The sequence below is a fragment of the Pseudomonas sp. NFPP04 genome (assembly GCF_900113815.1).
GTDB lineage: Bacteria > Pseudomonadota > Gammaproteobacteria > Pseudomonadales > Pseudomonadaceae > Aquipseudomonas > Aquipseudomonas extremorientalis.
On sequence record NZ_FOQS01000007.1, the window covers coordinates 27,457 to 47,208 of the forward strand.

Here is a 19,752-nt window from a genome sequence, read left to right on the forward strand (position 1 = left end):
TGTAGTCGCCGCTCATTGGGTGCTCCTTGCAAAGCCGCGGGCGGCGCGTTTTTCCAGGAAGTGCATGCCGGTCATGGCCAGCACGGTGAGGCCCAGGTACATGAAGGCGGCGACCATGAAGAAGGTGAAGGGCTGCTTGGTGACAGTCACGCCGATCTGCGCATGGCGCATGATTTCTTCCAGGCCGATCACCGATACGAGGGCGGTGTCCTTCATCAGGATCATGAACAGGTTGCCCAGGCCCGGCAGGGCGATGCGCCACATCTGCGGCATGATCAGCCGGGTGAAGATCCGGAACTTGGACAGCCCCAAGGCTACACCCGCTTCACGGTGGCCCTTGGGAATGGCGAGGATCGCGCCACGGAACACTTCGGTCGCGTAGGCGCCAAAGCACAGGCCCAGGGCAATGACCCCGGCGGCGAAGGCACTCAGGGAAAGGTCGGGGTTGCCGAAGAACTCACCGAGGGCACGCATCAGGTTGACCGTGCCGAAGTAAATCAGCAGCACCCACAGCAATTCGGGAATGCCACGCACGATGGTCGAATACGCACCGCCCACCCATTGCAACGGCTTGTACGGCGAAGTCTTGGCCAAGGCCCCGGCAAGGCCGAGCACCAACCCCAGGCACAGGGCCGTGAGCGCCAGTTTGACGGTCATCAGCGCGCCGGCGGCAAGCGCCGGGCCGAATCCGTAGAGATCGAAATTCATGGTGTTTTCATATCGCGGCAGGCATTGCAAAAAGCCGACGCGCTCAGGTGAGCGCGTCGGGCATACCGTTCAGATCATTCGATGCTGAAAGGGAAGTACTTGTCGTTGATCTTCTTGTAGGTGCCGTCTGCCTTGATCTCTGCCAGGGCTTTGTTCAGGCGCTCGCGCAGTGGGTCGCCCTTGCGTACGGCGATACCGATCTTGTCGCTTTCTACAACCGGGTCGCCCTTGAACTCGTAGGCCGAACCGTCTTTGCTCTTGAGCCATTCGTACTGCACGTACTTGTCGGCGAGGATGCCATCCAGGCGACCGGAGGTCAGGTCGAGGTAGGCGTTTTCCTGGGTGTCGTACAGCTTGGCTTCGGTTTCAGGCAGCTTGTCTTCCAGGTAGGTACCGGCCAGCGTCGCGCGTTGTGCACCGATGACCTTGCCTTTCAGGTACGCCGCGTCAGTCTTGAAGTCGGCGGTGGCTTTAGGCGCGATGAATTGCAGCTTGTTGGAGTAGTACGGGTCGGTGAAGTCGACGGCCTGCTTGCGCTCGTCGGTGATCGACAGCGAGGACACCAGGAAGTCGAACTTCTTGGCGTTCAGGGCCGGGATGATGCCGTCCCAGTCGGACACATACACTTCGCACTTCTCGACTTTCATCTTGGCGCACAGGGCGTCGCCGATGTCTTTGTCGAAGCCGACCACGTTGCCGCTCGCGTCTTTGTTGTTGAACGGCGGGTAGGCCGCTTCAATCCCCATTTTCAAGGTTTCTGCCATGGCCGTGGCGCTGAACGCCATCGAGACGGCCGCGGCCAGAAGGAATTTTTTATAGTTCTGCATGCATGTTGCTCCGTTAGCGGTTGCTGGACATGAATTGTTTGCAGCGCGCCGAAAGCGGGTTTTCAAACACCTGCTGTGGCGATCCTTGCTCTTCGACCAGGCCCTGGTGGAGGAACACCACTTCACTGGACACCTGACGGGCGAAGCCCATTTCATGGGTGACCAGCAGCATGGTGCGGCCTTCTTCGGCCAGCGCGCGGATCACATTAAGTACTTCCTGAACCATTTCCGGGTCAAGCGCGGAAGTGGGCTCGTCGAACAGGATGACCTTGGGCTGCATCGCCAGGGTGCGCGCGATGGCGGCCCGTTGTTGCTGGCCGCCGGACAATTGCGCGGGGTAGGCGTGGCGCTTGTCGGCAATGCCGACCTTGTCCAGCAGCGCTTCGGCGACTTCGATGGCTTCGGCCTTGCTTTGGCCGAGCACGCGGCGCGGGGCCTCGATGATGTTGTCGAGGATGCTCATGTGCGGCCACAGGTTAAAGTTTTGAAACACAAAACCGATTTCGCTGCGCAGGCGGTTGATCTGCTTGCCGTCGGCGGCCATCAGTTCGCCGTTTTTCGCGGCCTTGAGCTTGAGTTCTTCGCCGGCCACCAGGATCTGGCCCTGGTGCGGGTTTTCCAGCAGGTTGATGCAGCGCAGGAAGGTGGACTTGCCGGAACCGGAGGAACCCAGGATCGAGATCACATCGCCGTCGCGAGCGGTCAGCGAGATACCTTTGAGTACCTCCAGCTCACCATAGCGTTTATGCAAGTTGCGGATTTCAAGCGCGGGCGTGGCCTCGGCCATGTGGGGTCCTCATTGTGTTCGTTGCAATCCTGCTGTTGGGCCGCCTTCCTGGCGAGGCGCCAAGCTAGCATAGCGTCCTGATGGCAGCCAACAGCGCGCCGGCGGTAAACCGATGGTGTGCGGCGGGGTGTCGCATCGGCACAGCAGCGTGTCGCGCCATCAACAACCGAACAACCGTTTGAACCCGGAAAACCGCAGGCTTTGCGTAAAAAAGGGCGCGATGGTGCCAGCTTTGGCCGGGTGTTGGAAGGGTTAACCGGGCAAACGGTGCTTATCAGCCCTTTTATGGAGCGTCACGTACTTTTTGTGTGTGTTTATGGTGCGTTTATTCGTCTTGAATGTGAGTCGCACGGTAACGCTATAGCGGAATGCCATTGTTCTCAATGACTTGCGATGGTTGTTGAATCGTCCTACAGCCCACGTCAATCGTGGCTCTGTAACATTTTGGCGCAAATCTTGCGTAAAAAATAAAGAACGCCCTGTTGGTTTCTTTTCACGAGAAAGATCCCGGGCCGGGTGGACCGTTTTCGCAATTCCTCGCAAAGGTGTGTCAATGAGTAGTACGCAAAGCTCCAATGACCTCGAACAGGGGCTAAAACCGCGTCACGTCACTATGCTGTCGATTGCCGGCGTCATCGGTGCCGGTCTGTTTGTCGGCTCCGGCCACGCGATTGCTGCCGCCGGCCCGGCCGTACTGCTGGCGTATGCCGCAGCGGGCACGCTGGTGGTATTGGTGATGCGCATGCTGGCCGAAATGGCCGTGGCGTCGCCGGACACCGGTTCGTTCTCCACTTATGCCGACCGTGCGATTGGCCATTGGGCCGGCTTTACCATCGGCTGGTTGTACTGGTGGTTCTGGGTCTTGGTGATTCCGTTGGAAGCCAACGCCGCCGCGACCATCCTGCATGCCTGGTTCCCGGATGTGGCTATCTGGGCCTTTACTCTGATCATCACCCTGCTGCTGACGGCGACCAACCTGTTCAGCGTGAAGAACTACGGCGAGTTCGAGTTCTGGTTCGCGTTGATCAAGGTCGTGGCGATCGTAGGCTTCGTGATCCTTGGCCTGGCCGCGATTTTCGGTTTCCTGCCGACCAGCCAGGTCAGCGGTGTTTCCCATCTGTTCGATACCCAGGGCTTTATGCCAAACGGCATGGGCGCCGTACTGGCTGCGATCCTGACCACCATGTTCTCGTTCATGGGGACCGAGATCGTCACCATCGCCGCCGCTGAATCGAAGAACCCAGGCCAGCAAATCACCAAGGCCACCAACTCGGTGATCTGGCGGATTGGTTTGTTCTACCTGCTGTCGATCTTCATCGTGGTGTCCCTGGTGCCTTGGAACGATCCGACCCTGGCGGCCGTGGGTTCCTACCAGACCGTGCTGGAACGCATGGGTATCCCGAATGCCAAGCTGATTGTCGACCTGGTGGTACTGGTGGCCGTGACCAGTTGCTTGAACTCGGCGCTGTATACCGCTTCGCGCATGCTGTTCTCCCTGGGCCGTCGCGGTGATGCACCGGCTGTTGCCAAGCGTACCAACAAGAGCGGCACGCCTTACTGGGCGGTGTTGTTGTCCACCGGTGCGGCGTTCCTGGCGGTCTTCGCCAACTACGTGGCCCCGGCGGCGGTGTTCGAGTTCCTGCTGGCCAGCTCCGGCGCCATCGCGCTGCTGGTGTACCTGGTGATCGCAGTATCGCAACTGCGCATGCGCCAGAAGCGCACGGCGGCGGGCGAGAAGATTGTCTTCAAGATGTGGCTGTTCCCTGGCCTGACCTACGCGGTGATGGTGTTCATCGTGGGGACGTTGACCATCATGCTGTTCCAGGAAGCGCATCGGGTCGAGATCATTGCGACCGGTGTGCTGAGCTTGCTGGTAGTAGCGGCGGGGCTGATGGTGGCGAGTCGCCGCAAGGCGCAGCGAGTGGGGGTTGCGGTACTTAACTGACCCAATGTGGGAGGGGCAGGCCCCTCCCGCTTTGTTTTCGCGTCAGGCTTCTGGGGTGATCAGCGCCTGAGACGCCGCGACGTAATCCGCCTGGAACTGCGGCGACTCGATCCACGCCAATGCAGCCGCCTCATCATCGGTATCCGTCGCCCACTGTCGATACTCGATCAGCGCCGCCAGGATGAAATCGGTGGCTTGCTCTTCGCCTTCCTGCTCCAGCACCAGCGCCAACAGCGGGTGCGCCAGGAATGCCGTGCACAACGCCTGCTGGCTGGTTTCGCCTGCGGTGCGCATCTCGACAAACATCTCCGTCAAATCCACCGACTCCAAGTCAATGCGGCTGTCATCGCCGGCAAACGCATCCGGTTTGGTCGCGACGGCGCGCTGGGTGCGGTTCTGCTTGGCCTTGGCCTTTGCCCGGTGGGCGCGTTTTTGCTGCTTGTTCGGCGAGGCCATGGGGTTGGCGTCCTAGGGTTCTGGATCGGGGGGAGTATTGAAGCGCAGGTTGGGGGAAATCCCAAGGGTATCTGCCGTCAATTGACCGTTTTGAAGCCACGCCAATGCAATCGGCCACAACCGGTCCTGATATTCGCTGCGGAAAAAGGCGAAATGCCCGACCTGGTTTTCGCCGATATCTTCCGGCGCTATGCGCAGGTGCGTACGCTCGCTGCCGTCAAAATAACCCAGCAGCCGCTCGATGGCCGCCACGGTGCCGAAGGGGTCATCCGTGATACTGATTGCCAGTATCTGCGCTTTCACGCGGCTGAAGGGCAGGTTGCCCAGCGCTCGACCGCTGGGGCGTGTTTCATACCGGGGCGTCGGCATGCTCCAGTCGCGCACTACGCCGGCTGGCGTATCTTCCAGCCAGCCCAGGCGCTTGCCGGGGAAGTATCCGCACAGTGCCGTCAGCAGCGGCATTACCACATGCCACTTGGCAAACATGCGCCAGCGCCCGCTTGGTGCGTAATCGCGCCAGTAGGCGAACTGTGCGCCCACCGTGACGATCCGTCGAATAACAGCACCCGACGCCGCGAGTCCTGCCGCGCAACCGCCAAAGCTGTGGCCGACTACGTCAATCGGCTGCCCTGGGAACTCCCGTTGCGCACGCGTGAGCATCGCCTCGAAATCCAGCACGCCCCAATCCGACCACGAGGCCTTGAAGTGGCGCAGCGAGCCGTTGCGGGATTCGCCGATGCCACGGTAGTCGTAGGTGATGACATCCAAGCCGTTGGCGAACAGGTAGTCGGCGAAGCGAGCGTAGTGGCGGCAGCGTACGGAGGTGGCGGCGTTGATGATCACCACCGGGCGTGCGGGGTCGGTCCTGATATGGCGCCAGGCGAAGCCGCCCAGGATATGGCCGTCGGCGGCGGGTTCCTTGAAGGGTTCGCTGTGATCGCGTGCAGGCGGGGCTGGAGGCAATTGTAAAGAGGCGTCGTTCAAATTCATTGGTTTCTCGACCTCGATCGGTTTCTTGTTTTTTTAGAAACAATTGCTCAGTTTGCCAGCACTTGCGCTGTCATTTGGTGGTTTATCAAATGACGGATTGGATCGCCTGCTTATGTCGCTCGACCTGGAGCCGGTATATACATAATCTTGCGCTCTTTCGATTCGACTAGACCACCTTATGACCCGCGATACCCTCGAACACAACCAGATTCCGATCTACCTCGTCACTGTGTTTCTGGCCGTCGTCCTCGGTCTGCTTCCCCTTTCATTCGCCCACGATCTCAGCGCACTGGTCACCCCCGCCATCGCCGTGCTGATGTACGCGATGTTCCTGCAAATACCGTTTCTGGACCTGCGCCAAGGCTTGGGTAACAAGCGCTTCCTGTCGGCATTGCTGCTGGCCAACTTCATCCTGGTGCCCTTGCTGGTATGGGCGCTGACCCAAAGCCTGGTCGGGCGCCCGGCGTTGCTGGTGGGGGCGTTGCTGGTGTTGCTGACGCCTTGCATCGACTACGTGGTGGTGTTTACGCATATCGGCAAGGGCGACTCACGGCTGATGCTGGCGGCCACGCCGGTGCTGTTGCTACTGCAGTTGGCGCTGTTGCCGTTGTACTTGGGGTTGATGCTGGGGCCGCAGTCTGAGGTCGTGGTGGAAGCGGGACCATTTGTCGAAGCATTCCTGTTGTTGATTGTGATGCCGATGATTCTGGCAGTGCTCACGACTTCCCTGGCGCGGCGATCATCTGTCGTCAACGCGTGGAGCAGCGCCTGGGCGTGGCTGCCCGTGCCGGCGATGGCGCTGGTGTTGTTTGTGGTGATCGGTTCGCAAATCACTTCCGTGGTGCGGGATATCAACCTGCTGTTGCCGGTGATTCCGGTGTATATCGGCTTTCTGCTGTTGGCGCCGTTGATGGGTGCGCTGGCGTCGCGGCTGTTTGCGCTCCCGGCCGCAACGGCGCGGGCGGTAACATTCAGCGCATCGACACGCAATTCGTTGGTGGTGCTGCCCTTGGCGCTGGCCCTTCCCGACGATATGCGCGGGTTGGCGGCGACGGCGGTGATCCTGCAAACCCTGGTCGAACTGGTCGGGGAGTTGATTTACGTGCGGCTGATCCCGAAGTGGGTGTGGCCCGCAGGTCGGTAGGCGCACAAATCTTCCAGTCTGTTCAGGCGCTATTCAGCAGGGCGGTCGGCACCATAAGTCGGCGCCCCTTACCTGACAGGTCAACCGATGGATCACCGCAACCGTTTTCGCCTGGAATCCTCAGGGATTTTCCTCTTCGCTCTATTGTTGTTCACCCTGGGCATCTGGGATCAACAGCCCCAAGGGTTTGATGGGCGATGGGCGCTGTTCCTGCAAGAGATGTTTCGCCATGGCGTGAGCTTTTTCCCGACCACCTATGGCCAGCCCTACGCGGATTATCCCGGCACCGCGACCTTCTTCAGCTATGTGTTTGCCAGGCTGTTCGGTGCGCCCAACCATCTGGCGAATATCCTGCCGACCGCCCTGGCTTCTGCTGGCGTAGTCGCGGTGGTCTATCGCTTGCTGGTGCCTGCGAGCCGGCCGTGGGCACTGCTCACGGTGCTGCTGACCTTGCTTACCACCCAACTGCTCGAAAAGTCCCGCTCGGTTTGCCTGGACCAGATGATGGCGTTGCTCTGTGTAGGCAGTTTCTACCTGCTGCACAGCGGTGGACGCTGGAGGCGGCTTGCAGTGTTCCCGCTGTTTGTCCTGGGTTTTGCGATACGCGGGCCATTGGGGTTGATCGAGGTCTGTGGTGTGGTGTGTGTGTATTGGGCACTGGCCAAGCCTGGCGAGCGTGTGAAACAGGTGCTGATTCACGGCATCGTCGGCGTGGTGCTGCTGGCAGCCTGTTGGTGGCTGCTGGTGAAGCTGGCGCGCATCAGTGGGGGCGACGCGTTTGCCGATGAGGTGTTCAAGATGCAGGTCGGCGGGCGCCTGGATGAAACCGGAGAGCCGTTCTACTTCTATTTCCAGTTGAGTCTGTACCGCTATTTTCCAGTGGTGCCATTGGCGCTGGCCACGATGATTGCCCTGCGTCATCGCTGGCCCGAGCGGTTTGAGGGCGACATGCAACTGGTCGCGCGGCTGGGTGCCTGCGGCTTGATGATCTTGCTCGGGCTGTCGATACCGCACTTCAAGCGCGCTTATTACATCCTGCCCATGGTGCCGATGTTCGCGGCTGTCGCGGCCTATGGGCTGCTCCAGGCGCAAGGCTGGCTCACGGGCGTGCGCCGCTGCTACGAAGCGCTTGTCGTCGCGCTGCCGGCGTTGTGCGTGGTTGCGATCTTTGTGTGTCGGCATGGCTGGCAGAAGCACGGTTACTGGCCGGCTGTTTCACTGCCGCTGCTGATTGGCGGGCTGGTGGTGCTGCAGGTGGCGGCGCTGATCGCCTGGCATCGGGGAGGGCGGTTGGTGTGGCTCAGCCTGATCGCGTTGATGGCGCAGTGGGTGGTGTTGGTCACTGTGGTGGAGCCCTCCAAGGATATGCAGTTCGATACCCGGAAGTTTGTCGGCCAGGTGGAGGCGTTGCGTGCCGCGCAGCCGGGGCCGCTGGTGTTTATCAATCTCGGCCGAGACACTTGGGCGGTGCGCTACATGATGAACCTGGACCATGATGAGCAACCGATCTTTATCGAAGGCAGCGAAATAGAGCGACTGGGGACTTTGCCTCGACCCGCCTGGGCAATTGTGTCGCGCAAGGAAACCGCGTTGCTGCAAGGAACGCCTCTGGAGAAGCAGACGCCAAGATTTGAAGGGCGGCTGAACGACAATCCGCTGATGGTGTTCTTGTTGAAGTAATAGAGGTCGTTCGTTTCGGGGTGGCGCAGGCCGCCCCTGGACAACGCAATAAACGACAGACAACAAAAAACCCGCACTAGGCGGGTTTTTGTGTGTTTCAAATGACGTTTGCACCACTTGAAACTGAATAGTGGTGCCCAGAGACGGAATCGAACCGCCGACACGGGGATTTTCAATCCCCTGCTCTACCGACTGAGCTATCTGGGCAACGGGGCGCATTAAACGGGTTTTTCAGGGGGTCGTCAAGCAAGTTTTCGAAAAATATTTAATTATTACCGTCGCTTACGTGCCGGCCCCGGTTTTTGATCAATTATTGAGCAGGCGGCACGTAGCCGTCGGCCTTGGCGTATTCCTCGCCGGAAAAGAACTTGTCCATCTCGCCCGCCAGGTATTTGCGATCTTCGGCGTTCATCATGTTCAGGCGTTTTTCGTTGATCAGCAGGGTCTGGTGTTTCAACCAGTCGCCCCAGGCTTTGGCCGAGACATGTTCGAAAATGTCCTGGCCCTTGGCGCCTGGATACGGAGGGCGTTCCAGGCCGGGCAATTCTTCTTTGTACTTGCGGCACATGATGGTGCGGGTCATGACGACACTCCTGCATTCAATACGTCGGCCGCGCGTTTCAGCAGTTTTTTTACCGGGGCGGCAAGGCCCAGGCGCGGCGGGGTGGCGAGGTTATACCAGAGCCAGTCGGCCTCGGCCACGTGATGGGCGGTTTCCTCGACCTGGATCAACCAGGGTTCGATGGCGAGCTGGAAGTGGCTGAAGGTGTGGATCAACCCCGGCAGCGCCTGTTGGTTGCCCAGTTCCAGCGCATGCTGGTGGGCCAGGTGTTCCAGGTCTTGCAGGTCATCCAGCTCCGGCAAACTCCACAGGCCGCCCCATAGCCCGGTGGAAGGACGACGGTAAAGCAGGATCGCGCCCTCGGCATTCGCCAGCATCGGCATCAGCGTGCGCTTTTGCGGGATGGTCTTGCGCGGCTTGGGGATCGGATAGCGTGTCTCCAGGCCGAGCATGTGGGCTTCGCAATGTTTTTCCAGCGGGCACAGCAGGCAGCTGGGTTTGCTGCGGGTGCAGAGGGTGGCGCCCATGTCCATCATCGCCTGGGTGTAGGCGTTGACGCGGGTCTGGGGCGTGAAGCGCTCTGCGGTGGCCCACAGCTGCTTGGCCACCTTGGGTTCGCCGGGGTAGCCCTCCTGTGCGGTAAACCGCGCCAGCACGCGCTTGACGTTGCCGTCGAGGATCGGCGCACGCAGGCCCATGCTCAGGCTGGCAATCGCGCCGGCGGTGGACAGGCCGATACCGGGCAGCTCGGTGAGCTTTTCGACATCCCTGGGAAACTCGCCACCGTACTCGGCCACGACAATCTTCGCGGTCTTTTGCAGGTTGCGCGCCCGGGTGTAGTAACCCAGGCCGGTCCACAGGTGCAGCACTTCATCTTCCGGCGCGGCGGCCAAGGCTTCGACCGTTGGCAATGACGCCATGAAGCGGTCGAAGTAATTGAGCACCGTGCTGACCTGGGTCTGCTGCAGCATGATCTCCGAGACCCACACCCGATAAGGCGTGATGCCCTGTTGCCAGGGCAGGTCATGGCGACCGTGGCGGTCGTACCAATTGAGCACGGCCTCTGAAAACTGCTCGTTTCTCATCGCTTGAACAGGCCCTTCAATGCATCTTTCAACTGCGGGTTCACCTTGTCGAGCTTCTCTTCCAGCTTGTCGCTAAGCTTGTTGCCGGCCGCCTTGATGGCGACCTGGGTCAAGCCGTCCTTGTCCAGGCGGCAGGCCTTGGCGCCCAGCTCCAGCGGGCCACGGCAGCGCAGCGGCACTTCGATGCCCTGGAAGTTGGAGCCGACCTGGCAGGCAGGGTCCGGCGTTTCGCGCTGGTCGCCCTCGACAATGATGCCGACGCGGTAGTCCATGCCCAGCACGCGCAAGTCCACATCACCGTTACCATTGACGGTCAGGCCCGGGATGCGCACTTTCAGGTCAGGGTTGCTGGCCACACCGTTACGGAAGGTCAGGTTGCCTTTCAGCTCCTGGAACGGCGTGTCCTTGCCTGGCGGCGTGCTGCTCAGCGTTTTGCGGTTGAGCAGGGCAATACCGGTGCACAGTTGTTGCTCAAGGTTGGCGTTGAGCAGCACGCCGTTGTTGATCACGAAACTGGCGGTGCCGTTGAGGCTGTCGATCAGGGCTTTCTGGCTGTTGCCGCGGCCTGTGAGGTTGCTGTCCAGGGTGATCTGGCCTTTTACCGGCGGGTTCTGCCCCTGGGCCTGCAGGATGCGCTCGACCGGCACCTGCTTGATCCGGCTCTGCAACGCCAGCACCGGAATATCCTGGCGCACATCGAGGCTGCCGTTGGCCTGGAAGGTGCCGTTGTAGAGACCGCCGCTCAAGGTGTCGAGCTTGAGTTGGCCGTCGAGGCCGGACGCTTTGAGCGCCGCATTCTGGATCGGCAATTTGCTCAGGGTCAGTTGACCGAAGGCGAGGTCGGCATCCACGTCCAGCGTGCGCAGGCGCGTCAATGGCAGCAGCTTGTCGGTGCTCCAGGCGCCCTTGGTCGGGGCGTCGGGCAATGGCGTGGTGCCGCCGGCGGCCATGGCACCGGCTTCGCTGTTCTGCACCTCGGCCTGGCGTGCGGCGCTTGCACCCTTGGCGGATTCGGACTTGGCCGGCAGGTAGTTGTCGGCGTTGAATGTATCGCCCTTGAGCTGCACACGCAGCGATTGTTTGGCGAAATCGTCCACCGCCAGGCGACCGGTGAAGGTGCTGCCGTCGAGTTTCAGGTTCAGGTCTTCCAGCGCCAGGCTGGTCGGGGTGCCCTTGAGGCGGCTGACCAGTTCGACCTTGCTCAGGCTGCCCTCGGCCATCGGTGGCAGGGGGTGGCCGACGCTGTCGAGGAATTTGGCCAGGTCGAACTGGGCAATGGAGAGGGCGCCGCTGAGCTGCGGGGTCTTGTCCAGGTCGTTGACCTTAAGCTCGCCCAAGGCGCGCAACTGGTTGGCCGAGAGCTTCAGGTTGGTCCATTCGGCGATATTGGCCGCCTGGTCCACCAGCAGTTGGCCTTGGGTGGAGAAGGTCACGGTCTTGCCTTGCAGCGGTTCACCCGTGGCTTCGCCGGTGATCTTCATGTCTTCCAGCTGATAACGCTTGAGGGCGCGCTGGATGCGCAGGTTGCCGTTGAGTTCGGTCTTGACGCGCATCACCGGCTGGTTGGTGCCGAAGAAGGCAGTGAGCTTCACCGGAATACTGGCGCCTTCGTGCACGGCGCCGGCGCTCAGCTGGATGCTTTCGGCGCTGAACTGCTTGCCGGTCTGCTCGTCGTTGTATTCGATGCGGGCGTTGTTGATGGTCAGGCTGTCGATGTCCAGCCGGATAGGTTTCGAGGGTTTCTCCGGCTCGGGCTCGGCGGCCTGTTCCGCGGCAGCGGGTGCGCTGGCGCTCGGCTCATTGGCGTTCTTGCCAATGTCTTCCCAATCGCCATGGCCTTGTTTGTCGCGGTTCAGGCGCAGGTTGAGGCCTTCGACACGCACATCGCTCATCTGCACTTCACGACGCAGCAGCGGTAAAACCCGTACCGACAGGCCGAGCATCTGCAAGTCGGCGAACGGTTTGGTCGGGTTGGTCAGGGTCGCCACGCTGGCTTCGTGCAGTTCCAGCCCGAGCCAGGGGAACAGGCTCCAGCCGATATCGCCATTGAGCGTCAGCTCGATGTGGGCCTTGTCGCGGGCAATCTGGCGGATCTCATCTTTATAGTCGTTGGGATCGAAGAGGTGGGTCAGGGCAAAGCCCAGGGCCACAATGATCAGCAACAGCCCGAGAAGTACCAGACCCAGGATTTTGCCGAACGCTTTCATGGGCGAGTCCTTGTATGTCGATTTCAAAATTTAGCCGCAGAGTATAACGCCCGACGGCCTGCGTCAGTGCCCCGATCGTTACATTGTATCCAGGGGCCGGGAAACGGGTTTTTGACGTCAAACAAAGCAGATTTCCTGAAAAAGGTGATGGCAGTTTGGTTTTTCTGTCATCCACAGATGCTAATCTCTGCATGTTCGTCCGCCTTCTGCGACTTAACGTCGCGCCTAAAACGGAGCTTCACTCAACAAAACGGCCGCGCTTTGCGTGCAAGGCCGAGGGAGAGAGCGCCTGACGGACACATACTAACAACTGGGGGAAACACCAATGAGCACTAGCACTGCGGCAGCTTCATCTGCCGCGCAGCCTGCGTTCCTGTCCAAGGAACGCATTATCGCCAAGCCCGGCTTCAACCGCTGGCTGGTTCCGCCGGCCGCCTTGGCCATCCACCTGTGCATCGGCATGGCCTATGGGTTCTCGGTGTTCTGGCTGCCACTGTCCAAAGCGCTGGGTATCACCAAACCGGTCGCCTGCGCGCCGGACATGAGCTTTATCGCTCAAGTCTTTTCGTCCCAATGCGACTGGCCCATCTCCATGCTGGGCTGGATCTACACGCTGTTCTTCATCTTCCTGGGCTGCTCGGCAGCGATCTGGGGCGGCTGGCTGGAACATGCCGGGCCACGCAAGGCGGGCGTTGTTTCGGCGCTGTGCTGGTGTGGCGGCCTGTTGATTTCGGCGTTGGGGATCTATACCCACCAGATCTGGCTGATGTGGATCGGCTCCGGGGTCATTGGCGGTATCGGCCTGGGCCTGGGCTATATCTCGCCCGTGTCGACCCTGATCAAGTGGTTCCCGGACAAGCGCGGGATGGCCACCGGCATGGCGATCATGGGCTTCGGCGGTGGCGCGATGGTGGGTGCCCCGTTGGCAGCGGCATTGATGGGTCACTTTGCTACGCCCACCAGCGTGGGCGTGTGGCAGAGCTTCCTGGTGATGGCCGCGATCTACTTCGTGTTCATGATCGGTGGCGCCTTGTCCTACCGCGTCCCGCCGACCGGCTGGAAGCCTGAAGGCTGGACCGCGCCGGCGAAAAAAGCCAGCAATGCAATGATCACCCACCGTCACGTACACGTGAACGTGGCGTGGAAAACCCCGCAATTCCGCCTGGTATGGCTGGTGCTGTGCCTGAACGTGTCCGCCGGTATCGGCATCCTCGGCATGGCTTCGCCCCTGCTGCAGGAAGTGTTCGGCGGCAAGTTGCTGGGTGTGGATGTGCCATTCGGCCAGCTGGACGCCGGTCAACTGGCCTCCATCGCCGCCATTGCGGCGGGCTTCACTGGCCTGTTGAGCCTGTTCAACATCGGTGGCCGGTTCTTCTGGGCGTCGTTCTCCGACTACCTGGGCCGCAAAAACACCTACTTCGTGTTCTTCGCCCTGGGCTTTGCCCTGTACGCGCTGATCCCGAACCTGGGGCACCTGGGCAACGTGGCGCTGTTCGTGGCGGCGTTCTGCATCATCCTGTCGATGTACGGTGGTGGTTTTGCGACCGTCCCGGCCTACCTGGCCGACCTGTTCGGTACGCAAATGGTCGGCGCGATCCACGGTCGCCTGTTGACCGCCTGGGCGGCGGCTGGTGTGTTGGGCCCGGTGTTGGTGAACTACCTGCGTGAGTATCAACTGAGCATCGGCGTTGAACGCGCTGCGGCCTATGACATCACCTTGTACATCCTCGCTGGCCTGCTGGTGCTGGGCTTCATCTGCAACCTGCTGGTCCGCCCGGTGGCGGACAAGTACTTCATGACCGACGCCGAACTGGCCGCCGAACAGGCGCTGGGCCATGACAAAGGCGCGGATGCCACCACTTCCCTGGAGTGGAAAGCAGCCCCTGGCACCGTGCCATTGGCGATCGCTGCCTGGCTGGTGGTGGGTATTCCGTTGGCGTGGGGTGTGTGGGTGACCCTGCAGAAGACCGCAGTCCTGTTCCACTAACACCGCAAAAATTTTGTGGGCGCGGTTCCTGTGGGAGCCGGGCTTGCCCGCGATGGCATCACCTCGGTGCAACTGAAACGCCGAGGTGCCTGCATCGCAGGCAAGCCAGCTCCACAAAAGCTGGTTCTCACATGTATGCACATGTCTATCCCCGACACTCCATCAGTCTTATCCCCTCCGATGTTTCTGTTTGGCGCCCGCGCCCCTATAATGGCTGCCTTTTTCGCCCAATGATTTTGCGGAGCTGGTGATGGCCGAACGTAAGGCGTCCGTCGAGCGCGACACTCTGGAAACCCAGATCAAAGCCTCGATCAACCTGGATGGCACCGGAAAGGCCCGATTTGATATCGGTGTTCCTTTTCTTGAGCACATGCTGGACCAGATCGCCCGTCACGGGCTGATCGACCTGGATATCGTCAGCAAGGGCGACCTGCATATCGACGACCACCACACGGTGGAAGACGTCGGTATCACCCTCGGCCAGGCGTTTGCCAAGGCCATCGGCGACAAGAAAGGCATCCGTCGCTACGGCCATGCCTATGTCCCGCTGGACGAAGCGCTGTCGCGTGTGGTCATCGACTTCTCCGGCCGTCCAGGCCTGCAGATGCACGTGCCCTACACCCGCGCCACCGTGGGCGGCTTCGACGTCGACCTGTTCCAGGAGTTCTTCCAGGGGTTCGTCAACCACGCGCTTGTCAGCCTGCACATCGACAACCTGCGCGGCACCAACACCCACCACCAGATCGAAACCGTGTTCAAGGCTTTCGGCCGCGCCCTGCGCATGGCTGTGGAGCTGGATGAGCGCATGGCCGGGCAAATGCCTTCGACCAAGGGCGTCCTGTAATGCAGACGGTCGCGGTTATCGATTACGGCATGGGTAACCTGCACTCGGTGGCCAAGGCCCTCGAGCACGTAGGGGCCGGCAAGGTACTGATCACCAGCGATGCCAACGTGATTCGCGAATCCGATCGCGTGGTGTTTCCCGGCGTCGGCGCGATTCGCGATTGCATGGCCGAGATTCGCCGCCTGGGCTTTGACAGCCTGGTGCGCGAAGTCAGCCAGGACCGTCCGTTCCTCGGCATCTGCGTGGGCATGCAAGCCTTGCTCGACCGCAGTGAAGAGAACGAGGGCGTCGACTGCATCGGCCTGTTCCCTGGGCAAGTGAAGTTCTTCGGCAAAGACCTGCATGAAGACGGCGCTCACCTGAAAGTCCCGCACATGGGCTGGAACGAAGTCAGCCAGGCGGTGGATCACCCGCTGTGGCACGACATTCCAGACATGGCGCGCTTCTACTTCGTGCACAGCTACTACATTGCCGCCGGTAAGCCGGGCCAGGTGGTGGGTGGCGGGCACTACGGCGTCGACTTCGCCGCTGCGCTCGCTGAAGGCTCGCGGTTTGCCGTGCAGTTCCACCCGGAGAAGAGCCATACCCATGGCCTGCAATTGCTGCAGAACTTCGCCGCCTGGGACGGGCGCTGGTAATGGCCAGGAAGCCGAAGCAGCCGGTCTTGAACCTCACGCCTGAACAGGAGAGTGAGGCTACCCTCAAGATCAAGCGTTTCATGGAAGATCGCTTCGAGCTCAAGCTGGGGTCGTTCGAGGTCGCCGAGATCCTCGAACTGTTCACCACCGAAGTGGCTCCGCACTATTACAACAGGGCGATTTTCGACGCGCAGACGCTCCTTAAAGAAAGGTTCGAAAGCATCGAAAGCGACCTGTGGTCGCTTGAGAAACCCTGATTTCCCAAGCATTGCTGAATATCGAATAAGGTTTGCCAGATGCTGATTATCCCCGCTATCGATCTCAAGGACGGTGCCTGCGTACGTCTGCGCCAAGGCCGCATGGAAGACTCCACCGTGTTCTCCGATGACCCGGTGAGCATGGCCGCCAAATGGGTGGAAGGGGGCTGCCGTCGTCTGCATCTGGTGGACTTGAACGGCGCCTTCGAAGGCCAGCCGGTGAACGGTGAAGTGGTCACCGCCATTGCCAAGCGTTACCCGAACCTGCCGATCCAGATCGGTGGCGGTATCCGCTCCCTGGAAACCATCGAGCACTACGTCAAGGCCGGCGTGAGCTACGTGATCATCGGCACCAAGGCGGTGAAAGACCCGGCGTTCGTCGCCGAAGCCTGCCGCGCGTTCCCGGGCAAAGTGATCGTGGGCCTGGACGCCAAGGACGGTTTCGTCGCCACCGACGGCTGGGCTGAAATCAGCACGGTGCAGGTGATAGACCTGGCCAGGCAGTTTGAAGCCGACGGCGTCTCCGCCATCGTTTATACCGACATCGCCAAAGACGGCATGATGCAGGGCTGCAACGTGCCATTCACCGCTGCACTGGCGGCCGCCACGAAGATCCCGGTGATCGCTTCCGGCGGCATCCACAACCTGGGCGACATCAAGTCGCTGCTGGACGCCAAGGCGCCCGGCATCATCGGCGCCATCACCGGCCGTGCTATCTACGAAGGGACCCTGGACGTCGCTGAAGCCCAGGCTTACTGCGATGCCTACAACGGCTGAGGACTGACCATGGCGCTGGCCAAACGCATCATCCCTTGCCTGGACGTCGACAACGGTCGCGTGGTCAAGGGCGTCAAGTTCGAGAACATCCGCGACGCCGGTGACCCGGTGGAAATTGCCCGCCGCTACGATGAGCAAGGTGCCGACGAGATTACCTTTCTCGACATCACCGCCAGTGTCGACGGCCGCGATACCACGTTGCATACCGTCGAGCGCATGGCCAGCCAGGTCTTCATCCCGCTGACCGTGGGCGGTGGCGTGCGCACTGTGCAAGACATCCGCAACCTGCTCAATGCCGGCGCGGACAAGGTTTCGATCAACACGGCGGCGGTGTTCAACCCGGAGTTCGTGGGCGAGGCCGCACAGCACTTCGGCTCGCAATGTATCGTGGTCGCCATCGACGCCAAGAAAGTCTCCGGCCCGGGCGAAACCCCGCGCTGGGAGATCTTCACCCACGGCGGTCGCAAGCCGACCGGCCTGGACGCGGTGGAGTGGGCGATGAAGATGGAAGGCCTGGGTGCCGGTGAAATCCTGCTGACCAGCATGGACCAGGACGGCATGAAAAACGGCTTCGACCTGGGCGTGACCCGGGCCATCAGCGATGCGCTGGGCATCCCGGTGATCGCTTCCGGCGGCGTCGGCAACCTGCAGCACCTGGCCGACGGCGTGATCGAAGGCCACGCCAGCGCGGTACTGGCGGCGAGTATTTTCCACTTTGGCGAATACACCGTTCCCGAGGCCAAGGCCTACATGGCGGCGCGCGGTATCGTCGTTCGCTAAACGCTGCTGGACACCATGGCAGGCCAGAGGCACTCTCTGCGCTTGCCATGGATTCCGGTAACTTTCATGTTCAAGCACCTGCTGCTCGCCCTTGCCAGTACGTCCCTCCTGTTGACCGTTCCGGCCCGCGCCGAGGAACCGTCCGACGCCTCCCTGGTGTTGCTGACGGAAAACTTCCCGCCCTACAACATGGCGAAAAACGGCAAGAACTTCGCCAAGGACGAGAACATCGAAGGCATCGCCGTGGACATCGTGCGCGAAACCTTCAAGCGTGCGGGCATTTCCTACAATCTCACCCTGCGTTTCCCCTGGGAGCGCATCTACAAGCTCGCCCTGGAGAAACCAGGCTACGGCGTGTTCGTGATGGCGCGCCTGCCGGACCGGGAGGCGCTGTTCAAATGGGTCGGCCCCATCGGTCCGGACGATTGGGTGCTGTTGGCCAAGGCCGACAGCAAGATCCAGCTGAACGACCTTGAGCACGCGCGCCGCTACAGGATCGGTGCCTACAAGGGCGATGCCATCGCCGAGACCCTGGAAAAGCAGGGACTCAACCCGGTCGTCGTGCTGCGCGACCAGGACAACGCGCAAAAGCTGCTGGATGGCCAGATCGACCTGTGGGCCACCGGCGACCCCGCCGGGCGTTATCTGGCGCGCCAGATCGGGGTCTCCGGGCTCAAGACAATCCTGCGTTTCAACAGCGCCGAACTGTACCTGGCGCTCAACAAGCAGGTGCCGGATGAAGTAGTGAGCAGGCTTCAAGCGGCGTTGGATCAGTTACGAGACGAGGGGGTCGTGGCTGACATCATGGGGCGTTACCTCTAGTGGCGGCTCCTTTGCGGGCACGGGCTGCGGGCGCTCGGCCTCTACGGAATCGGTGGTATTTGCCTCACTGAAATACACCTGCTCGGTATTGGTGTAGGTCACTGATGTTGCCAGGGGGCTGGCATCCCTGCGCAGCAATGTGTACTCGCTTTCGACCACATAGGCTGCCACGGTCTTGTGGGCCGGGACATATGCAGCGATGTCGGTGGTTTGCGGGGCGGTCCAGCCTTTGGACGAAACGCTCGAGTGAGTGAATGCACTGCCCAGCCTTACCGAGCTTTTCGGGTTGGTTCTGAGAGAATGGCCTGTCCATGCCTCGGTCATGTCGACACCCGTGGCCCACTTGAGGAAGTTGGCTGCGAAACCGGTCGAGCCTTTGGTAATCGTCCATTTGAAGGTCTGGCTGGTGGTCGTTGGGTTGCGCGCCACATCGACCAGTACGTACTTGTCGCGTCTTTGCAGCCTGTAGAAGGGGGACCGCAAGGGTTGCTCGTCGGCTGGCAGCTCCGGGTCGGAGACTAGAAACCAGGGGAGTTGGCAGACATGCAAGGACTCTTCGGCGTCCAGGGTTGAAGGTTGCCCGTCTGCAGACGGTGCGGGCGGGGCCGGGAGCTCGTGCCCCGCCACCTCGGTCAGGGGGATATGCAAGGCATGCGCTAACCCGGGCGCTTCGGGCTTTGCATAGCCCCGCACCCCGAAAAATGTCCCTGGTGCCAGGTAAGCCTCTCCAGGATGAGCGGTCGGCGGCATGACGTCCCAGGCACTGAAGTCGATTTGGCCGCGACTGCCTTTGTCATTCCAGATCTGATCGGCAACGTAAGCCGGCACGGCCAGGTCAGCCCGCACACAGCGCACGGTGTTCAGCGAAGGCCGTTGATAGCCCACGCCGCATACGGTACCCAGGGCCACATAGCCATCAGGCGGGACCGGCTGCCAGATGGAAATATCAGCGTTGGCGCCTGTGCCGCGACTGTTCCAGACTTCTATGAAGTCTTTCGGTTGGCGAAGTGCGGTGCCGTTGGTTTTGTTGGCTTCGCTGACAACAACGACGGTCTTGCGATGATTCAAATTGTCATGGCTCGGGTGAGCGACATCTCCCAATGAGGAGAACGAGATCAAGTGATCGGCACTGGTGCTCGGGCGCCAAAAGCTGGCCGACTTTTTGGCGCCCGAGCCTTGGTCGTTCCAGAGTGGGGTGAACTCCGAAGTGAAGTTGATCAGCAGGTCTTTGACTTGGATGGGTTCCATGGGGGTAC

General features: G+C 61.0%; 19 protein-coding genes and 1 tRNA gene. 10 read left to right on the forward strand and 10 right to left on the reverse strand.

Annotated elements, in window-relative coordinates; all coding sequences use genetic code 11:
- Positions 1-12 precede the first annotated feature (12 nt).
- The 3 genes from BM017_RS16270 to BM017_RS16280 form a co-directional block, all read right to left on the reverse strand.
- Positions 13-708, reverse strand: a complete 696-nt coding sequence (locus BM017_RS16270) for an ABC transporter permease (RefSeq protein ID WP_016979103.1) — start codon at positions 706-708, stop codon at positions 13-15.
- Positions 709-782: 74 nt separating this feature from the next.
- Positions 783-1,535 carry an ABC transporter substrate-binding protein gene (locus BM017_RS16275; protein ID WP_071492436.1) on the reverse strand — a complete coding sequence of 251 codons (753 nt, stop codon included), beginning with the start codon at positions 1,533-1,535 and terminating at the stop codon, positions 783-785.
- A 13-nt stretch (positions 1,536-1,548) separates the two neighbouring features.
- Positions 1,549-2,322: an ABC transporter ATP-binding protein gene (locus BM017_RS16280; protein ID WP_012721734.1), complete on the reverse strand. Its 774-nt coding sequence runs from the start codon at positions 2,320-2,322 to the stop codon at positions 1,549-1,551.
- 553 nt (positions 2,323-2,875) lie between these two features.
- On the opposite strand from BM017_RS16280, the gene gabP reads away from it, so the two are divergent.
- Entirely contained in the window at positions 2,876-4,267 is a 1,392-nt protein-coding gene (gene gabP / locus BM017_RS16285) for a GABA permease (RefSeq protein ID WP_092246254.1), read from the forward strand.
- 42 nt (positions 4,268-4,309) lie between these two features.
- Here the strand turns inward: gabP and BM017_RS16290 are convergent, their stop codons facing one another.
- Positions 4,310-4,723, reverse strand: coding sequence for a hypothetical protein (locus tag BM017_RS16290; RefSeq protein WP_071492434.1), 414 nt, complete (start codon positions 4,721-4,723; stop codon positions 4,310-4,312).
- A gap of 12 nt (positions 4,724-4,735) precedes the next feature.
- Positions 4,736-5,713 carry an alpha/beta hydrolase family protein gene (locus BM017_RS16295; protein ID WP_092246257.1) on the reverse strand — a complete coding sequence of 326 codons (978 nt, stop codon included), beginning with the start codon at positions 5,711-5,713 and terminating at the stop codon, positions 4,736-4,738.
- A 178-nt stretch (positions 5,714-5,891) separates the two neighbouring features.
- Between BM017_RS16295 and BM017_RS16300 the strand changes: the two genes are divergently transcribed.
- Entirely contained in the window at positions 5,892-6,857 is a 966-nt protein-coding gene (locus BM017_RS16300; RefSeq protein WP_092246260.1) for an arsenic resistance protein, read from the forward strand.
- Positions 6,858-6,944: 87 nt separating this feature from the next.
- Positions 6,945-8,537, forward strand: a complete 1,593-nt coding sequence (locus tag BM017_RS16305; protein WP_092246263.1) for an ArnT family glycosyltransferase — start codon at positions 6,945-6,947, stop codon at positions 8,535-8,537.
- Between the two features lie 131 nt (positions 8,538-8,668).
- Here the strand turns inward: BM017_RS16305 and BM017_RS16310 are convergent.
- The 4 genes from BM017_RS16310 to BM017_RS16325 all read right to left on the reverse strand — a co-directional run bounded on the left by BM017_RS16310 (position 8,669) and on the right by BM017_RS16325 (position 12,391).
- A tRNA-Phe gene (locus tag BM017_RS16310) sits at positions 8,669-8,744 on the reverse strand.
- 103 nt (positions 8,745-8,847) lie between these two features.
- The gene (locus BM017_RS16315) at positions 8,848-9,120 is read right to left on the reverse strand and encodes an oxidative damage protection protein (RefSeq protein WP_028615361.1); all 273 of its coding nucleotides are present in this window, start codon (positions 9,118-9,120) and stop codon (positions 8,848-8,850) included.
- The gene (gene mutY / locus BM017_RS16320) at positions 9,117-10,184 is read right to left on the reverse strand and encodes an A/G-specific adenine glycosylase (protein ID WP_071492430.1); all 1,068 of its coding nucleotides are present in this window, start codon (positions 10,182-10,184) and stop codon (positions 9,117-9,119) included. Before mutY ends, BM017_RS16315 begins: the two co-directional genes overlap by 4 nt.
- Positions 10,181-12,391, reverse strand: a complete 2,211-nt coding sequence (locus BM017_RS16325) for an AsmA family protein (protein ID WP_092246266.1) — start codon at positions 12,389-12,391, stop codon at positions 10,181-10,183. Before BM017_RS16325 ends, mutY begins: the two co-directional genes overlap by 4 nt.
- Before the next feature lie 325 nt (positions 12,392-12,716).
- Here BM017_RS16325 and BM017_RS16330 point away from each other — a divergent pair, with 325 nt between their 5' ends.
- From BM017_RS16330 to BM017_RS16360, 7 genes are all read left to right on the forward strand, one after another.
- On the forward strand, positions 12,717-14,378 hold the full coding sequence (locus BM017_RS16330) for an OFA family MFS transporter (protein WP_071492428.1): 1,662 nt from the start codon (positions 12,717-12,719) through the stop codon (positions 14,376-14,378).
- Between the two features lie 250 nt (positions 14,379-14,628).
- On the forward strand, positions 14,629-15,222 hold the full coding sequence (hisB, locus tag BM017_RS16335) for an imidazoleglycerol-phosphate dehydratase HisB (RefSeq protein WP_017849940.1): 594 nt from the start codon (positions 14,629-14,631) through the stop codon (positions 15,220-15,222).
- Positions 15,222-15,860: an imidazole glycerol phosphate synthase subunit HisH gene (gene hisH, locus BM017_RS16340; protein WP_092246269.1), complete on the forward strand. Its 639-nt coding sequence runs from the start codon at positions 15,222-15,224 to the stop codon at positions 15,858-15,860. The genes hisB and hisH overlap by 1 nt, the downstream gene beginning before the upstream one ends.
- Positions 15,860-16,117: a DUF2164 domain-containing protein gene (locus BM017_RS16345; RefSeq protein WP_071492426.1), complete on the forward strand. Its 258-nt coding sequence runs from the start codon at positions 15,860-15,862 to the stop codon at positions 16,115-16,117. The genes hisH and BM017_RS16345 overlap by 1 nt, the downstream gene beginning before the upstream one ends.
- 39 nt (positions 16,118-16,156) lie before the next feature.
- Positions 16,157-16,894: a 1-(5-phosphoribosyl)-5-[(5-phosphoribosylamino)methylideneamino]imidazole-4-carboxamide isomerase gene (gene hisA / locus BM017_RS16350; protein ID WP_016972250.1), complete on the forward strand. Its 738-nt coding sequence runs from the start codon at positions 16,157-16,159 to the stop codon at positions 16,892-16,894.
- A gap of 9 nt (positions 16,895-16,903) precedes the next feature.
- On the forward strand, positions 16,904-17,674 hold the full coding sequence (gene hisF, locus BM017_RS16355) for an imidazole glycerol phosphate synthase subunit HisF (RefSeq protein WP_003171107.1): 771 nt from the start codon (positions 16,904-16,906) through the stop codon (positions 17,672-17,674).
- Between the two features lie 66 nt (positions 17,675-17,740).
- Positions 17,741-18,496 carry a substrate-binding periplasmic protein gene (locus BM017_RS16360; protein WP_092246272.1) on the forward strand — a complete coding sequence of 252 codons (756 nt, stop codon included), beginning with the start codon at positions 17,741-17,743 and terminating at the stop codon, positions 18,494-18,496.
- Here the strand turns inward: BM017_RS16360 and BM017_RS16365 are convergent.
- Positions 18,449-19,744, reverse strand: coding sequence for a Vps62-related protein (locus BM017_RS16365; RefSeq protein WP_092246274.1), 1,296 nt, complete (start codon positions 19,742-19,744; stop codon positions 18,449-18,451). The two genes, BM017_RS16360 and BM017_RS16365, sit on opposite strands and share 48 nt — an antisense overlap.
- Positions 19,745-19,752: the final 8 nt, after the last annotated feature.

Coding starts and splice junctions, on each gene's coding strand:
- BM017_RS16270 (WP_016979103.1), bottom strand. CDS start 708: ATGAATTTCGATCTCTACGGATTCGGCCCGGCGCTTGCCGCCGGCGCG.
- BM017_RS16275 (WP_071492436.1), bottom strand. CDS start 1,535: ATGCAGAACTATAAAAAATTCCTTCTGGCCGCGGCCGTCTCGATGGCG.
- BM017_RS16280 (WP_012721734.1), bottom strand. CDS start 2,322: ATGGCCGAGGCCACGCCCGCGCTTGAAATCCGCAACTTGCATAAACGC.
- gabP (WP_092246254.1), top strand. CDS start 2,876: ATGAGTAGTACGCAAAGCTCCAATGACCTCGAACAGGGGCTAAAACCG.
- BM017_RS16290 (WP_071492434.1), bottom strand. CDS start 4,723: ATGGCCTCGCCGAACAAGCAGCAAAAACGCGCCCACCGGGCAAAGGCC.
- BM017_RS16295 (WP_092246257.1), bottom strand. CDS start 5,713: ATGAATTTGAACGACGCCTCTTTACAATTGCCTCCAGCCCCGCCTGCA.
- BM017_RS16300 (WP_092246260.1), top strand. CDS start 5,892: ATGACCCGCGATACCCTCGAACACAACCAGATTCCGATCTACCTCGTC.
- BM017_RS16305 (WP_092246263.1), top strand. CDS start 6,945: ATGGATCACCGCAACCGTTTTCGCCTGGAATCCTCAGGGATTTTCCTC.
- BM017_RS16315 (WP_028615361.1), bottom strand. CDS start 9,120: ATGACCCGCACCATCATGTGCCGCAAGTACAAAGAAGAATTGCCCGGC.
- mutY (WP_071492430.1), bottom strand. CDS start 10,184: ATGAGAAACGAGCAGTTTTCAGAGGCCGTGCTCAATTGGTACGACCGC.
- BM017_RS16325 (WP_092246266.1), bottom strand. CDS start 12,391: ATGAAAGCGTTCGGCAAAATCCTGGGTCTGGTACTTCTCGGGCTGTTG.
- BM017_RS16330 (WP_071492428.1), top strand. CDS start 12,717: ATGAGCACTAGCACTGCGGCAGCTTCATCTGCCGCGCAGCCTGCGTTC.
- hisB (WP_017849940.1), top strand. CDS start 14,629: ATGGCCGAACGTAAGGCGTCCGTCGAGCGCGACACTCTGGAAACCCAG.
- hisH (WP_092246269.1), top strand. CDS start 15,222: ATGCAGACGGTCGCGGTTATCGATTACGGCATGGGTAACCTGCACTCG.
- BM017_RS16345 (WP_071492426.1), top strand. CDS start 15,860: ATGGCCAGGAAGCCGAAGCAGCCGGTCTTGAACCTCACGCCTGAACAG.
- hisA (WP_016972250.1), top strand. CDS start 16,157: ATGCTGATTATCCCCGCTATCGATCTCAAGGACGGTGCCTGCGTACGT.
- hisF (WP_003171107.1), top strand. CDS start 16,904: ATGGCGCTGGCCAAACGCATCATCCCTTGCCTGGACGTCGACAACGGT.
- BM017_RS16360 (WP_092246272.1), top strand. CDS start 17,741: ATGTTCAAGCACCTGCTGCTCGCCCTTGCCAGTACGTCCCTCCTGTTG.
- BM017_RS16365 (WP_092246274.1), bottom strand. CDS start 19,744: ATGGAACCCATCCAAGTCAAAGACCTGCTGATCAACTTCACTTCGGAG.